Genomic DNA, 14482 nt, shown 5'->3' on the forward strand with positions numbered 1-14482 from the left:
CTGCGGTCGGCTCGTCGCCTGCTACGCCGCAAGGACCGGCTCGCCCTCGGCGAGTTCTTGGCGGAGGGCCGCCAGGCGGTCTCCGAGGCGCTCGCCGCTGACGGGGTCGTACGCCGAGTGCTGGTCGGCGAAACCGCCGTTGACGCACATCAAGACCTGCTGAATATCGCCGCACGGGCGAACGTGCCGGTGGCGACGGCGACCGCCAAGACCATCGGCGAGCTCAGCGACACTGTGACTCCACAAGGCATCCTGGCGATCTGCCGCACCGTCGACGTGCCGCTGGAACACGCCCTGATCGCCGACGCCCGACTGGTTGTGCTCTGTGACCAGATCCGCGACCCCGGCAACCTCGGCACCGTGATCCGCTGCGCGGACGCCTTCGGGGCCGACGCCGTGCTCATCTCGACCGAGTCGGTCGACCTCTACAACCCCAAGACCGTCCGGGCCAGCACGGGCAGCATCTTCCACTTGCCCCTCTCTGTCGGTGTCGATCTCGCCGAGGCTGCCACGATGGCCCGCGACGCCGGGTTGGCCGTGTTCGGCGCCGACGGTGCGGCTGACTGCACCGTCGACGATCTGGCGACCGCTGGTGAGCTCGCCGCACCCACGCTCTGGGTGTTCGGCAACGAGGCGTGGGGCCTGCCCGCCGAGCACGTCGCCCTGCTGGACCGACTGGTCGCCCTGCCGATCTATGGCCGAGCTGAGAGCCTGAATCTCTCCACCGCGGCCGCAGTGCTGCTCTATGCGAGCGCCACGGCCCAACGAGCTACCGGCGGGTGAGCAGTGCGGGAAGGTCGATGTGAAGTGACGTGGGCCTGGTCACGTGAGCGGTCGGGCCGTCGCTGTGGATGCTGTACACACCGCTCGTGTTCTCGAAGACGGTGACCGTGGTGGTATCCAGGTCGACGATCCAGTAGGAGGCGATCCCGGCTCGACCAGTCCACAGTGACGGTCTTCCTCCACCGAGAGCTCGGCCCATTCGTCCAGGGAGAGCAGATGATCTGGCCAGGTCATGCTGGACATCTGCGTCCTCCCCTCTCGATCTCTGAGGGACGCTTCGCTTGAAGGCCTCATGGTAGTCGTGAGGCGGCGCGGAATGTGGCGGGGGAAGGGTGACAAGCGTGCGGCTCAACACGGTGGAGACGTCCAACACGCCGAGATTCCATCATTGAGCCACTCACTTGTCACGGGTCGAGGTCAGCATTCCAGTCCCGGTCCTGCCGGTTCGGTGACGGAACCGGTCCCGCGCGGGGTAAAGGAGCGGACTCACCGAAGCTGTTCCTCCTAGACTGTCCCGGGCGCCGGGCGAGCACCGGCACCGCGAACCAGACCCCGTACGAAGCAGGAGCCATGTCCGGCCCGAACACGAGCTACGACCCAGTCCAGGTCACTCCGTTGGACGCCGACCACGTCGAGGCGGCCGTCGCCGAGGCGCTGGCCGCGTTTGCGGCGGCGACTTCGCTGGCCGAGCTCAAGGCCGCCCGGCTGGCCCACGCCGGCGACAAGTCGCCGATCGCGCTGGCGAACCGGGAGATCGGTTCGCTGCCACCACAAGCGCGCAAGGATGCCGGCCGCCGGATCGGGCAAGCCCGCGGCCAGATCAACGCCGCGTTGAAGGCTCGCGAGGCCGAGATTGCCGAGGTCGAATTGGCCAACCGGCTGATCGATGAGCGGGTCGATGTCACGCTGCCGGTCGACCTCGGACCCGAGGGTGCGATCCATCCGATCACCGCGTTGATGGACCAGATGATCGATGTCTTCGTCGCGATGGGCTGGGAGGTCGCCGAAGGTCCGGAGATGGAGGCCGAGTGGCTCAACTTCGACGCCCTCAACTTCATCCCCGATCATCCGGCCCGGACCATGCAGGACACCCTGTTCGTCGGTGAGCCGGACAGTGGAGTGGTGCTGCGTACCCATACGTCGCCTGTGCAGGCCCGGGCGCTGCTCGACCGCGAGCTGCCGGTCTATGTCGTGTGCCCGGGCAAGGTCTATCGAGCCGACGAGTACGACGCGACCCATCTGCCGGTGTTCCACCAGATCGAGGGCCTGGTCGTGGACAAGGGCATCACTCTGGGCGACCTGCGCGGCACGCTGGACCATTTCGCCCGTGCGATGTTCGGTGATACCCGGACCCGGATGCGGCCCAACTACTTCCCGTTCACCGAGCCGTCGGCCGAGGTCGATCTGCAGTGCTTCGTGTGCCACGGCTCCTCGGTGGGCAATCCGGATCAGCCCTGCCGGACCTGCCGGAGCGAGGGTTGGATCGAATGGGGCGGCTGCGGAGTCGTCAACCCCCGGGTCCTCGAGGCCTGCGGAGTGGATTCATCCGTCTACTCCGGGTTCGCGTTCGGGATGGGCGTGGACCGCACTTTGATGTTCCGTAACGATGCCGAGGACATGCGCGACATGATCGAGGGAGACGTCCGCTACAGCCGCTCACTGCAGGGGCTGGCCCGATGAGGGCGCCGCTGCGCTGGCTGCGCGACTACGCCGCGCTGCCTGCCGATATCGACGGTCGCGGTCTGGCCGAGGAGTTGATCCGCGCCGGTCTGGAGGTCGAGACCGTCGAGCAGGCGGGCGCCGATGTGACCGGTCCGCTCGTGGTCGGACGAGTGCTGAGTTACGTCGACGAGCCGCAGAAGAACGGCAAGACCATCCGTTGGTGCCGGGTCGATGTCGGTCCGGAGCACAATGACCCGGCCGAAGGTGACCTGCCAGCCTCCCGGGGGATCGTCTGCGGGGCGCACAACTTCGCCGTCGGTGACTTGGTGGTCGTGTCACTGCCGGGTGCGGTGTTGCCGGGTGGCTTCGCGATCGCGGCGCGGAAGACGTACGGGCACATCTCGGACGGGATGATCTGTTCGGCGCGCGAGCTCGGACTCGGCGACGACCACGCCGGGATCATGGTGCTGCATCCCGATGCCGAGGGAGGCGTGGAACCGGTGTCCGGCGCCGATGCGGTGACCGTGCTGCACCTGCGAGATGAGGTGTTGGACATCGCCGTCACCCCGGACCGCGGCTACTGTCTCTCGCTGCGCGGACTGGCACGGGAGTCGGCGCAGGCCACCGGCGTGGCGTTCACCGACCCGGTCTGGCTGACCACGCCAACCCCGCGGGTCGACGGCTACCCCGTCCACAGCAAGTCAGCTGCCTGCCCGCTCTTCACCGCGGTCACTGTGACCGGCATCGATCCGTCCCGGCCCAGCCCACGCTGGCTGGCCCGCCGGGTGCAGCTGGCCGGGATGCGGTCCATCTCACTGACCGTCGACATCACCAACTACGTGATGCTGGAGACCGGGCAGCCGATCCATGCCTACGACGCCGATCTGCTGGACGGTCCGATCGTGGTCCGTCGGGCCGAACCGGGGGAGAAGCTCACCACCTTGGATGATGTGGTCCGCGATCTCGACCCCGAGGACCTGCTGATCACCGACGGCAGCGGGCCGATCGGCCTGGCCGGTGTGATGGGCGGCGCCACCACCGAGATCAACCCGAACACCACCAACGTGGTGATCGAGGCCGCCCACTTCGATGCGATGACGATCGCCCGAACCTCTCGTCGCCACAAGCTGAGCTCGGAGGCGTCGCGGCGATTCGAGCGTGGAGTCGACCCGGCGGCGGCGTACGCGGCAGCACATCGCGTCGCGGAGCTGCTCGTCATGCTGGCCGGTGGCACCATCGAGTCGGCCGAGACGGTCGTCGGCGAGGTGCCGGCGAGTGGCTCGACCACGATCGCCGCCGACCTGCCGGGACGGATCCTGGGCACGGAGGTTGCCCCCGACACCGTGATCGAGCTACTCGAGGCGGTCGGTGCCTCGGTCGTGGCCGAGGGGGAAGAGTTGACGATCACGCCGCCGAGCTGGCGGCCCGATCTGACCGATCCGTACGACTACGTCGAGGAGGTCGGACGGCTGATCGGCTATGACACGATCGAGCCGACCGTGCCGCGGGCTCCCGTAGGTCGCGGGTTGACGCCGGCGCAGAAGGGCCGGCGTGCGGTCACCGCCGCGGTCGTGGCGGCCGGCTTCGTCGAGGTGCTCAGCTTCCCGTTCGCCTCCGTTGAGGACCTGGACAAGCTGGGCGTACCGGCCGATGATCGGCGGCGGCTGCTGAACCGGATCGCCAATCCGCTGGCCGAGACCTCGCCTTATTTACGGACCAGCGTGTTGCCCGGACTGTTCGCCGCCGTCGCCCGCAACCGGAGTCGCGGCAACGACGATCTGGCGTTGTTCGAGACCGGTTCGGTGTTCTATGCCGCCGAGTCCGTGGCATCAGCGCCACGTCCGTCGGTGTCCCATCGGCCCAGTGACGACGAGTTCGCCGCCATGCAGGCGGCGCTCGGCGAGCAGCCGAAACACCTGGCTGCGGTTGTGACCGGCAACTGGCTCCCTGCCGGCTGGCAGGGTCCGGCGCAGGCCGCCGGCTGGCAGCAGGCGATTGCGGCGGCCGAAGTCGCGGCGCGAGCGCTCGGGGTGACGCTGGTACGCCGGGCCGCTGAGCAGGCTCCGTGGCACCCGGGTCGATGCGCGGAGATCTCGACCGTTGATGGGGTGGTGCTCGGCTACGCCGGTGAGCTGCACCCGACCGCGATCGCGGCCTTCGGGCTGCCCGAGCGGACGGCAGCGGCCGAGATCGACCTGTCCGCGCTGCTGGCTGCCGCCCCACCACGGGGGAGTGTCACGGCGATCTCGTCCTATCCGGTAGCCAAGGAAGACGTGGCGTTGATCGTCGGCTCCGACGTGCCTGCGGCAGCGGTCGAGGCTGCGCTGCGCAGCGGCGCGGGGCCGCTGTTGGAGTCGATCCAGCTGTTCGACATCTACACCGGCTCGCAGGTGGGCGAGGGGCGGAAGTCTCTGGCCTTCGCGCTGCGCTTCCGCGCCCCTGACCGTACGCTCACCGACGCCGAGAGCGGTGCCGCCCGGGACGCTGCCGTGGCGGTCGCGGTGGCCGAGGTCGGTGCCGAGCCGCGAGTTCTCTGACTCGGAGGGTCAGCGGCGGCGTCCGACGGCAAAGTAGGTCAACGGTCCGAGGAAGTTGACGAAGCTCAGCAGTCGCCAGAGTGTTTTCGGGCCGTTGACCTGATCCGCCCGGCGCTTGCTGAGGTCGACTTGCGCCGCGATCAGCAGTCCGATCTGGACGACGCCCAGCAGACCGACTCCGGCCTGCTGGGCCGGCGTCAGGTCTTTCCACTTCTTGTTGGTAGTCATGCGTCCATCTTGCCCGGCCAGATAGCAGTTGAATCAGGCATGCGCACGGCGTCGACGGCCTGACTGAGCCTGGAGACGGCCCGGATGCCGGAACCCGAGATGAGTCGGAAAGGGGTGCGGTTCACGGCGCTCCGGGCTGTGGAAGCCGACTTGGGTTGGGAAACGGTGTGGTCCGCGTCGATCTGGGCTGTGGAAGCCGTCGAATGGCGGAAGACGCTTTGCGCTGTGTGGCGGCCGCGGCGGTCCCGCCAGCCCTCGAGGTGCCATACCACCAGCCCGGCCACCTCGAACGGGGGGCGGCGGGTCCTCGCTGCACAGCGGGGGAAGCAGCCAGAAGTCGCCACTCGATCTCGCGCCCTTCATCGAGAGGCGAGTATCGGTAGCTTCACGACGCGGCCGTGAAACAACCGGAACTCGCCATTCGACGAAATGACCCCGGACTCGCTGAATCGAGTGGCGAGTTTTAGCTGCTTCATCTGCGGCGGCGGACGTCGACCAATCCTGCCTTGGCCAGATCGCAGCCGAATCAGGGGTCAAGATCCTCTCGCTGCAGGTCCGCCAACCAAGCGAGGATGGCAGTTGCGGCGTCGTCCTCGGACAGCTCGTTGGTATCCAGGCGAAGATGCGGATGGAGGGCGAGGAAGGAGTCAGCCGGAGTCGAACGCATCCCGGACGGATCTGTGTTGAGGACCAGGCCCTCGAGCGTCCGTACGTTCGCCTCGGACCACGCGAGGTCCCGCTTCGTCGGTTTGGCGGCCAGCCGACTCTCGCCACGGTTCCGGACGAGTCTTTCTTCGAGATCGGCACAGAGCTCGACAACGGCAAGCTGCCCGCGATTGCCGAGATAGGGCGTCACCAGCTGCCTGACGGCCTCGGTGTCCGCTGGATCCTCCAGGTCCCAGACATAGGTGAAGATGAGGTCGATGCCGTGGGTTGCCGCCTCCTCGACCACCCGGCGGCGAAACTCGCTGTTCAAGATGTTGAACGGCGGTGTTCCGTAGCCGAACACCTCGACGAGCGGCTCGATCGTATGGTGGTTGTGGAATAGCCGGAAGTCGCTACGTTCGGCTATCCGTCGTCCCACGGACATCTTCCCGACCGCAGGCGGCCCGACGATCAGCAGAAGCTGCATGTGAGCATCTTGTCAGGAGCAACACACTCATCCACCCAAGGTGTTTGCATAACTTTGTCATCAATGGCATATTCATGCAGGTGTCGATGGGGGTAGCGGTGGCGGGTGCCACCGGGTACGCGGGTGGTGAGCTGCTCAGGCTGCTGCTGGCGCACCCGGAGATCGAGATCGGGTCAGTGACGGCGAACGCGAGTGCTGGCCGTCGCCTAGGCGAGCTGCAACCGCACCTGGTCCCGTTGGCCGACCGGGTGGTGGCGCCGACCTCGGCCGAGACGCTGGCCGGTCACGATGTCGTCTTCCTGGCGCTGCCGCACGGTGCCTCAGCCCAGGTGGCCGAGCAGCTCGGCTCGGACAGCGTGATCATCGACTGCGGCGCCGATTTCCGGCTCACTGATCCGGCTGCGTGGCAGCAGTTCTATGGCAGCGAGCACGCGGGCAGCTGGCCGTACGGTCTGCCGGAGCTGCCGGGGCAGCGGGAGAAGCTCGCCGGGGCACGGCGGATCGCGGTTCCCGGTTGCTATCCGACCACGGCGACGCTGGCGTTGTTGCCGGCGGTGACCGCCGGGCTGACCACGGCCGACGATGTCGTGATCGTGGCCGCCAGTGGCCCGTCCGGGGCCGGGAAGTCGCTGAAGCCGCACCTGCTGGGCGCCGAGTTGATGGGTTCCGCGAGCGCGTACGGGGTCGGCGGCGTGCACCGGCACACGCCCGAGATCGCCCAGAACCTCGCCCACTGCGGGGCCGCCGCACCGGTCATCTCCTTCACCCCGGTGCTGGTGCCGATGTCGCGCGGCATCCTGGCGACCTGTACGACGCCGCTCAGCGACCCCTCGCTGACCACTGATCAGGCGTACCAGGCCTATGCCGACGCGTACGCCGACGAGCCGTTCGTCCACCTGCTGCCGTCGGGCCAATGGCCGCAGACCCAGGCCACGCTTGGCGCGAACACCGTGCACGTCCAGGTGGCCGTCGACCAGGCCGCCGGCCGGCTGATTGCCGTCGCCGCCTTGGACAACCTGACCAAGGGCACCGCCGGCGGCGCCGTGCAGTGCATGAACATCGCGCTGGGACTCCCTGAGGCAACCGGGCTGCCGCTGGTGGGAGTCGCGCCATGAGTGCGTCACCCGTTTCCTGGCAGCTGACCCGGCATGCGATCGAGGTCGGGATGGCGCAACTGCCGGCGCACGACTCCGTACCGCGCTGGGCCCTGGACGACGACCACGAGACCCCGTTCTGGAGTGTCACTCGCACCGAGGACGAGCTGTCGATCGTCTGCGCGTACGAGGCTCTGCCCGGCACCGTGACCGCAGTCGGACCATTCGCGGCGTTCAGCATCGACGGTCCCCTGGATCATTCACTGATCGGCGTGCTGGCCGGGCTCACCGCACCGCTGGCGGAGGCCGGCATCTCCATCCTGGCGCAGTCCACCTTCGATACGGACTGGATCCTGGTGCCCGTCGCCCAAGCCGGATACGCGATCGAGGTCTGGGACAACGCCGGCCACACCGTCGAGATGGAAGAGGACTGATCGTGGGAGTCACGCATCCGAGAGGATTCTCCGCCCACGGGCTGACAGCCGGGCTCAAGCCCAGCGGCAAGCCCGATCTGGCGCTGGTGCTCAACCACGGCCCGCACAAGGCGGCGGCCGGGGTGTTCACCAGCAACCGGGTCTGCGCCGCGCCGGTCCAGTGGTCTCGTCAGGTGCTCGTCGACGGTGCGCTGCAGGCGGTGATCCTGAACTCTGGCGGCGCGAACGCCTGCACCGGGCCCGAAGGGTTTGCCGACACTCACGCCACCGCCGAGCAGGTCGCGACCGCGCTCCAGACAGCCGGTCACGACGTGGGCCCGATCGATGTCGGGGTCTGCTCGACCGGTCTGATCGGCGTCCGGCTACCGATGGACAAGATCAGCGTGGCGATCCCTGACCTGGTACGCGGGCTGTCCACCGATGGCGGCGCGCTGGCGGCGGAGGCGATCATGACCACCGACACGGTCGCCAAACAGTCGGTGGCGATCCGCGACGGCTGGTCCGTCGGTGGGATGGCGAAGGGTGCCGCCATGCTGGCCCCCGGTCTGGCCACCATGCTCGTGGTGCTCACCACCGATGCGGTGGCCGATTCCTCCCGCCTCCATGATCAGTTGGCGGCGGCAACCGAAGTGAGCTTCGACCGGGTCGACAGCGACGGCTGCATGTCCACCAATGACACGGTGCTGCTGCTGAGCAGCGGGGCCTCCGGCATCTCGCCGGCCCCGAGCGACCTGGTGTCAGCCATCACCGAGGTCTGCCTGGACCTCGCGCTGCAACTGGTGGCCGACGCCGAGGGCTCCAGCCACACCATCACCATCGACGTGGTCAACGCCGCCTCGACGGCCGACGCGATCGAGGTGGGCAAGAGCATCGCCCGCAACAACCTGTTCAAGTGCGCCGTCTTCGGCAACGACCCGAACTGGGGCCGGGTGCTGTCCGCGGTCGGCACCACCGCCGCGGTCTTCGAGCCGGATGAGCTCGACGTCTCGTTCAACGGCGTACAGATCTGTCGGGCCGGCGGCATCGGCGAACCGCGCGAGCTGGTCGACCTGCACGACCGCCAGGTGTCGGTGGTGGTCGACCTGCACGCCGGTGATCGGCGGGCGACGATCTGGACCACCGATCTGACCTATGACTACGTCCGAGAGAACGCCGAGTACTCCACATGATGATCATCAGTACGAACGCAGTGAGTGCCGGCCGCACCGGCGAGGTGGGTACATGATCACGCGTCAGCCCCAGAACCTCTCCCTGGTGGAGAAGGCGTCCATCCTGACCGAGGCACTGCCCTGGCTGGAGACGTACGCCGGCAAGATCGTGGTGATCAAATACGGCGGCAACGCCATGGTCGACGACGAGTTGAAGCGCGCCTTCGCCACCGACATCGTGTTCATGAAGCGCTGTGGCGTACACCCGGTCGTCGTGCACGGCGGCGGCCCGCAGATCTCCCAGATGCTCAAGCGGCTCAACATCACCTCGGAGTTCCGCGGGGGCTTGCGGGTCACCAGCCCCGAGGCGATGGAGGTCGTCCGGATGGTGCTCGTCGGTCAGGTCGGCCGCGAGCTCGTCGGGTTGATCAACCGGCACAGCAGCCTCGCTGTCGGCATGTCCGGTGAGGACGGCGGGCTGTTCGTGGCCGAGCGCCGAGGCACGGTCATCGACGGTGAAGAAGTCGACCTCGGCTTGGTCGGTGACGTGGTCGCGGTCAACACCGAGGCCATCGAGGGACTGATCGGTGCGGGCCGGATCCCGGTCGTGGCCAGCATCGCGCCCGACATCCACGGTGCGGTGCACAACGTCAACGCCGACACCGCAGCCGCGGCACTAGCGGTGGCGCTGGGAGCCGAGCGGCTGGTGGTGCTCACCGACGTCGAAGGTCTGTACGCCGACTGGCCGAACAGCGACTCGATCATCAAGGAGCTGTCGGCCTCCGAGCTGCGGGAACTGATGCCGACGTTGGAATCCGGCATGATCCCCAAGATGGAGGCCTGCCTGCGAGCCGTCGAGGGCGGACTGACCCGCGCCACCGTGACCGACGGCCGGGTGCCGCACGCGCTGCTGCTGGAGATCTTCACCAACGCCGGTATCGGCACCATGGTCACCCAGGACGGACTCATCCGGCTCGGCAGCCGGGTGTTCTCCGCCGCCGAGGGCATCCCGCCCCACGAGCTGGCCAATGGGGAGTTCGGGGAGCTGCCGCTCTATCCAACAGAGCATCCGACGCATCCAACAGGGCATCCGACACCGAATCATCCGACGACGGCAGAGTCAGGGGACAACACATGAGCGCACTCGATGCGCTGACCAGCCAGGAGTTGGCCGGCTCGCAGGCCGGTGGCTCGACGATCGTGCTGGAGCACTATCAGCGCTCGCTGATGAACACCTTCGGTACGCCGAAGCGGGTCTTTGTCCGAGGTGAGGGCGCGTACGTCTGGGACGCCGATGGTCGCAGGCATCTCGATCTGCTGTCCGGGCTCGCGGTCACTGCACTCGGTCACGCCCACCCGGCGGTGCTGTCGGCGATCACCAGCCAGCTGTCGACGCTCGGCCACGTCTCCAACTTCTTCGCCACCCCGGCCCAGGTGGCGTTGGCCGAGCGGCTCACCGCCATGGTGGGTGCCCAGGGCGAGGCGAAGGTGTTCTTCACCAACTCCGGCACCGAGGCCAACGAGGCCGCGTTCAAGCTCACCCGGGCCACCGGCCGGACCAAGATCGTCGCCGCCGAGGGCTCCTTCCACGGCCGGACGATGGGCGCCTTGTCGATCACCCACAACCCCAAGTACCGCGAGCCCTTCGCGCCCCTGCCCGGAGAGGTGATCTTCGTTCCGTACGGCGACAGCGAGGCCCTGGCCGCCGCTGTCGACGACGACACCGCCGCCGTGGTGCTGGAGCCGATCCAGGGCGAGAACGGCATCGTCGTGCCACCAGATGGCTATCTGGCCAGAGCCCGCTCGATCTGCGACCAGCACGATGCGCTGCTGTGGCTCGACGAGGTGCAGACCGGGATGGGGCGGACCGGCAGTTGGTTGGTGCACACCGATCTCGGAGTCAGCGCCGATGTGGTGACGCTCGCCAAAGGGCTCGGCAACGGCTTCCCGATCGGGGCCTGCCTGGCACTCGGCCGGGCCGCCGGCTTGCTCGGTCCTGGCAGCCACGGCAGCACCTTCGGCGGCAACCCCGTGGCCGCCATTGCCGGGCTGGCGGTGATTGCGGTGATCGAGCGCGACGGGCTGCTCGAGCAGGCAAGACTGTTGGGCGACCACCTGGTCGAAACCGTCACGGCCCTCGATCATCCGCTGATCACCGGGGTACGTGGACGCGGACTGTTGCGGGGCATCACGCTGGCCGAGCCGGTGGCTCCGCAGGTGGCCGATGCCGCGCTCGATGCCGGCCTCATCATCAACGCACCGCGTCCAGATGTGCTCCGGCTGGCGCCGCCCTTGATCATCACGGCCGAGCAGTTGGACAGTTTCACTGCGACGCTCCCGGAGCTGCTGGACCGGGTCCAGCCCCGACCCACTGCCTGACGACCGCGAAAGAGGACCATGAGACATTTCTTGGCCGACGATGACCTGAGTCCTGATGAGCAGGCGCAGATCCTGGCGATAGCGGCGAAGCTGAAGGAGGATCCTTACGCGCTCAAGCCACTTGCGGGTCCACGATGCGTCGCGGTCATGTTCGACAAGCCGACGCTGCGTACCCAGAGCTCGTTCGCCGCCGGGATCGCCGAGCTGGGCGGCTATCCGATGATCGTCGACGGACGGCTGGCCGGCATCGGCGAGCGTGAGTCGGTGGCCGACGTGGCGCGGGTGCTGGGTCGGCAGTCGGTCGCGATCGTCTGGCGCACCTTCGCCCAGTCGAGGCTGGAGGAGATGGCGGAGTTCTCCCGGGTGCCGACCATCAACGCGCTGACCGACAGCTATCACCCCTGCCAGATCCTCGCCGATCTGCTGACGATCCAGGAGCGACTCGGTCGGCTGGCCGGGGTGAGCTTCGCCTATCTCGGTGACGGTGCCAACAACATGGCGCACTCCTATCTGCTCGGCTGTGCCACCGCTGGGATGCACGTCCGGATCGGCGCTCCGGCCGGTTTCCACCCGGATCCCGAGGTCATCGCGCGGGCCGGGGTCATCGCGGCCCGGACCGGCGGCAGCGTCACCGTGACCGAGTCGATCGCCGAGGCAGTCACCGGCTGTCAGGCCGTGGCCACCGACACCTGGGTGTCGATGGGTCAGCAGAGCAGTGGACGCGAGTCGGTCTTCGTGCCGTACGGCGTCACCACCGAGCTGATGTCGCACGCCGACCCGGAGGCGATCTTCCTGCACTGTCTGCCCGCGTACCGGGGCAAAGAGGTCGCCGCGGAAGTGATCGACGGACCGCAGTCGGTCGTGTGGGACGAGGCCGAGAACCGGCGTCACGTGCAGAAGGCGGTGCTCGTGTTTCTCGACGCGGCGGCTCGCGGTGTGGAGGTCGAGTGGTGAGGCGACGCACATGACCTCGACTGGGCGAGCGCCGATCACCAAGACTGCGCGTCAGGCGCGGATCATCGCGATCCTGGAGCAGCAGCAGGTCCGGTCGCAATCCGAGCTGGCCGAGCTGCTGGCGACCGAGCAGTTGCAGGTCACCCAGGGCACGCTGTCGCGTGACCTGGTCGAGATCGGCGCGCTGCGGGTTCGGGGCAACGACGGTCACCTGGTGTACGCGGTGCCCGGCGACGGTGGTGATCGCAGCCCCCAAGCGGGGGAGTTCGCGACGTTCGAGAGCCGGCTGGCCCGGTTGTGCAGTGAGGTGCTGGTATCGGCGGAGGCATCAGCGAACCTGGTCGTGCTGCGCACCCCGCCGGGCGCCGCGCAGTATTTTGCCTCCGCCATCGATCGCGTGTCGTGGGACTCCATCCTGGGCACCATCGCCGGTGATGACACCATCCTGCTGATCACCCGTGACCCGGCCGGTGGTGACGCCATCGCCGCCCGCTTCCTGGAACTGAGCCAGGGCGCCCGCCGCACCGATACCGTCTGACTGGATTTCCGGCGTCCTGTCCACCTCAGACGTGGACAGAACACCGGAAAATCCGCGAGGAGAGGAGACAACTGTGACCGATACGACGCCCACCGACAGCGGCGAGCATGAGGGCCGGCTATGGGGCGGCCGGTTTGCGGGTGGGCCGGCGGAGGCGATGTTCGCGCTCAGTCAGTCGACCCAGTTCGACTGGCGACTCGCTCGCTATGACCTGGCCGGCTCCCGGGCTCATGCACGAGCGCTGCATCGCGCGAACCTGCTGACCGACGACGAGCTCGACGGCATGATCGCCGGGCTGGACGCCCTGGAGGCCGATGTCGTCTCCGGTGCGTTCGTCGCGGCGCCGACCGACGAGGATGTCCATGGCGCGCTCGAGCGTGGCCTGATCGAACGCGTCGGTACGGAGCTCGGCGGTCGGTTGCGCGCCGGCAGGTCCCGCAACGATCAGATCGCCACGTTGATCCGGCTCTACCTGCGCCAAGCTCTGCGCGATGTCGCCACCGAGGTGCAGAACGTCGTGGAGGCCTTGTACGAACAAGCGCGGACGCATCTGGGTGCGCCGATGCCAGGGCGTACGCATCTGCAGCACGCGCAGCCGGTGCTGCTGTCGCATCAGCTGCTCGCCCACGCCTGGCCGCTGCTGCGTGACACCGACCGGGTCCGTGATCTGGATCGCCGGTTGGCGATCAGCCCGTACGGCTCCGCCGCGTTGGCCGGCACCTCGCTGGGATTGGACCCCCGCTATGTCGCCGGGCTGCTCGGCTTCGAGAGCAGCACGGCCAATTCGATCGACGGGACAGCCGCCCGTGACCTGGTCGCCGAAGCCTGCTTCGTGCTGGCGCAGATCGCGGTCGATCTGTCGCGGATCGGGGAGGAGATCATCCTCTGGTCGACGCACGAGTTCGGCTTCGTGAAGCTCGCCGACGCCTGGTCGACGGGGTCGTCGATCATGCCGCAGAAGAAGAACCCGGATGTGGCCGAGCTGGCCCGCGGCAAGGCCGGCCGACTGATCGGCAATCTGTCGGGTCTGCTGGCGACGTTGAAGGGGCTCCCGCTCGCGTACAACCGGGATCTGCAGGAGGACAAGGAGCCGGTCTTCGACTCCGTCGACCAGCTGCTCGTCCTGACCCCGGCGATGGCTGGGCTGATCGGCACGCTCACCTTCGACACCCAAAGATTGGCCGAGCTGGCTCCGCGCGGGTTCTCGCTGGCGACCGATGTTGCGGATTGGCTGGTCCGACAGCGCGTTCCGTTCGCCGAAGCCCACGACATCGCCGGCGCTGCCGTCCGCTTCTGCGAGCAGCACGGCATCGAGCTGTCCGAGCTGACCCCCGAACAACTGCCGGAGATCTCCGCTTCACTGCAGCCGGCCGTCTTGGAGGTGCTGACCGTACGCGGTTCGATCGACAGCCGGGACGGCCGCGGCGGCACCGCGACGGTTCGAGTCGAGGAGCAGCTCAACGAGGTGTTGGAGAGATTCGACGAGCTGACGACCTGGTTGACCACCCCGATCGCCGGAAGCACAGCAGTAGCCGAGGCTGCGGTCGCGCCGCCGGAATACTTCTGGTCGTCGGAGGTCTACGACCAGTAGGG

13 protein-coding genes are annotated in these 14482 nt (G+C 67.9%); 11 read left to right on the forward strand and 2 right to left on the reverse strand.

What is annotated here, in order from left to right:
* The 3 genes from MLP_RS08320 (at window position 1) to pheT (ending at window position 4982) form a co-directional block, all read left to right on the forward strand.
* Window positions 1-783, forward strand: coding sequence for a TrmH family RNA methyltransferase (locus MLP_RS08320; protein WP_407939011.1), 783 nt, complete (start codon window positions 1-3; stop codon window positions 781-783).
* Between the two features lie 570 nt (window positions 784-1353).
* Window positions 1354-2463 carry a phenylalanine--tRNA ligase subunit alpha gene (pheS, locus tag MLP_RS08330; protein WP_013862612.1) on the forward strand — a complete coding sequence of 370 codons (1110 nt, stop codon included), beginning with the start codon at window positions 1354-1356 and terminating at the stop codon, window positions 2461-2463.
* Complete coding sequence (gene pheT, locus MLP_RS08335; RefSeq protein WP_013862613.1) at window positions 2460-4982, forward strand: phenylalanine--tRNA ligase subunit beta; 2523 nt, start codon at window positions 2460-2462, stop codon at window positions 4980-4982. The genes pheS and pheT overlap by 4 nt, the downstream gene beginning before the upstream one ends.
* Window positions 4983-4991: 9 nt before the next feature.
* Here pheT and MLP_RS08340 read toward each other — a convergent pair whose 3' ends face one another.
* A complete protein-coding gene (locus MLP_RS08340) occupies window positions 4992-5210 on the reverse strand; it encodes a PLDc N-terminal domain-containing protein (protein ID WP_013862614.1) in 219 nt (72 codons plus the stop codon).
* Between the two features lie 526 nt (window positions 5211-5736).
* Complete coding sequence (locus MLP_RS08350; RefSeq protein ID WP_013862616.1) at window positions 5737-6342, reverse strand: DEAD/DEAH box helicase family protein; 606 nt, start codon at window positions 6340-6342, stop codon at window positions 5737-5739.
* Window positions 6343-6416: 74 nt separating this feature from the next.
* On the opposite strand from MLP_RS08350, the gene argC reads away from it, so the two are divergent.
* From argC to argH, 8 genes are all read left to right on the forward strand, one after another.
* Complete coding sequence (argC, locus tag MLP_RS08355; RefSeq protein WP_013862617.1) at window positions 6417-7457, forward strand: N-acetyl-gamma-glutamyl-phosphate reductase; 1041 nt, start codon at window positions 6417-6419, stop codon at window positions 7455-7457.
* Complete coding sequence (locus MLP_RS08360) at window positions 7454-7870, forward strand: ACT domain-containing protein (protein WP_013862618.1); 417 nt, start codon at window positions 7454-7456, stop codon at window positions 7868-7870. Before argC ends, MLP_RS08360 begins: the two co-directional genes overlap by 4 nt.
* Window positions 7871-7872: 2 nt before the next feature.
* Window positions 7873-9039 carry a bifunctional glutamate N-acetyltransferase/amino-acid acetyltransferase ArgJ gene (gene argJ / locus MLP_RS08365; protein WP_013862619.1) on the forward strand — a complete coding sequence of 389 codons (1167 nt, stop codon included), beginning with the start codon at window positions 7873-7875 and terminating at the stop codon, window positions 9037-9039.
* Window positions 9040-9091: 52 nt separating this feature from the next.
* Window positions 9092-10156, forward strand: coding sequence for an acetylglutamate kinase (gene argB, locus MLP_RS08370; protein WP_013862620.1), 1065 nt, complete (start codon window positions 9092-9094; stop codon window positions 10154-10156).
* Window positions 10153-11397, forward strand: coding sequence for an acetylornithine transaminase (locus MLP_RS08375; RefSeq protein ID WP_013862621.1), 1245 nt, complete (start codon window positions 10153-10155; stop codon window positions 11395-11397). The genes argB and MLP_RS08375 overlap by 4 nt, the downstream gene beginning before the upstream one ends.
* Window positions 11398-11415: 18 nt before the next feature.
* Window positions 11416-12351 (forward strand): ornithine carbamoyltransferase, encoded by a 936-nt coding sequence (argF, locus tag MLP_RS08380; RefSeq protein ID WP_013862622.1) that lies wholly within the window; start codon window positions 11416-11418, stop codon window positions 12349-12351.
* 10 nt (window positions 12352-12361) lie between these two features.
* Entirely contained in the window at window positions 12362-12889 is a 528-nt protein-coding gene (locus tag MLP_RS08385; RefSeq protein ID WP_013862623.1) for an arginine repressor, read from the forward strand.
* 73 nt (window positions 12890-12962) lie between these two features.
* On the forward strand, window positions 12963-14480 hold the full coding sequence (gene argH, locus MLP_RS08390) for an argininosuccinate lyase (RefSeq protein WP_013862624.1): 1518 nt from the start codon (window positions 12963-12965) through the stop codon (window positions 14478-14480).
* Window positions 14481-14482 lie beyond the last annotated feature (2 nt).

The sequence above is a fragment of the Microlunatus phosphovorus NM-1 genome (assembly GCF_000270245.1).
Classification (GTDB): Bacteria; Actinomycetota; Actinomycetes; order Propionibacteriales; family Propionibacteriaceae; genus Microlunatus; species Microlunatus phosphovorus.

What these genes read in the sequence shown, in the direction of transcription:
- pheT (WP_013862613.1), top strand. Translation starts at nt 2,460, where the DNA reads ATGAGGGCGCCGCTGCGCTGGCTGCGCGACTACGCCGCGCTGCCTGCC.
- MLP_RS08375 (WP_013862621.1), top strand. Translation starts at nt 10,153, where the DNA reads ATGAGCGCACTCGATGCGCTGACCAGCCAGGAGTTGGCCGGCTCGCAG.
- argC (WP_013862617.1), top strand. Translation starts at nt 6,417, where the DNA reads ATGCAGGTGTCGATGGGGGTAGCGGTGGCGGGTGCCACCGGGTACGCG.
- argB (WP_013862620.1), top strand. Translation starts at nt 9,092, where the DNA reads ATGATCACGCGTCAGCCCCAGAACCTCTCCCTGGTGGAGAAGGCGTCC.
- argF (WP_013862622.1), top strand. Translation starts at nt 11,416, where the DNA reads ATGAGACATTTCTTGGCCGACGATGACCTGAGTCCTGATGAGCAGGCG.
- pheS (WP_013862612.1), top strand. Translation starts at nt 1,354, where the DNA reads ATGTCCGGCCCGAACACGAGCTACGACCCAGTCCAGGTCACTCCGTTG.
- MLP_RS08340 (WP_013862614.1), bottom strand. Translation starts at nt 5,210, where the DNA reads ATGACTACCAACAAGAAGTGGAAAGACCTGACGCCGGCCCAGCAGGCC.
- MLP_RS08385 (WP_013862623.1), top strand. Translation starts at nt 12,362, where the DNA reads ATGACCTCGACTGGGCGAGCGCCGATCACCAAGACTGCGCGTCAGGCG.
- MLP_RS08360 (WP_013862618.1), top strand. Translation starts at nt 7,454, where the DNA reads ATGAGTGCGTCACCCGTTTCCTGGCAGCTGACCCGGCATGCGATCGAG.
- MLP_RS08350 (WP_013862616.1), bottom strand. Translation starts at nt 6,342, where the DNA reads ATGCAGCTTCTGCTGATCGTCGGGCCGCCTGCGGTCGGGAAGATGTCC.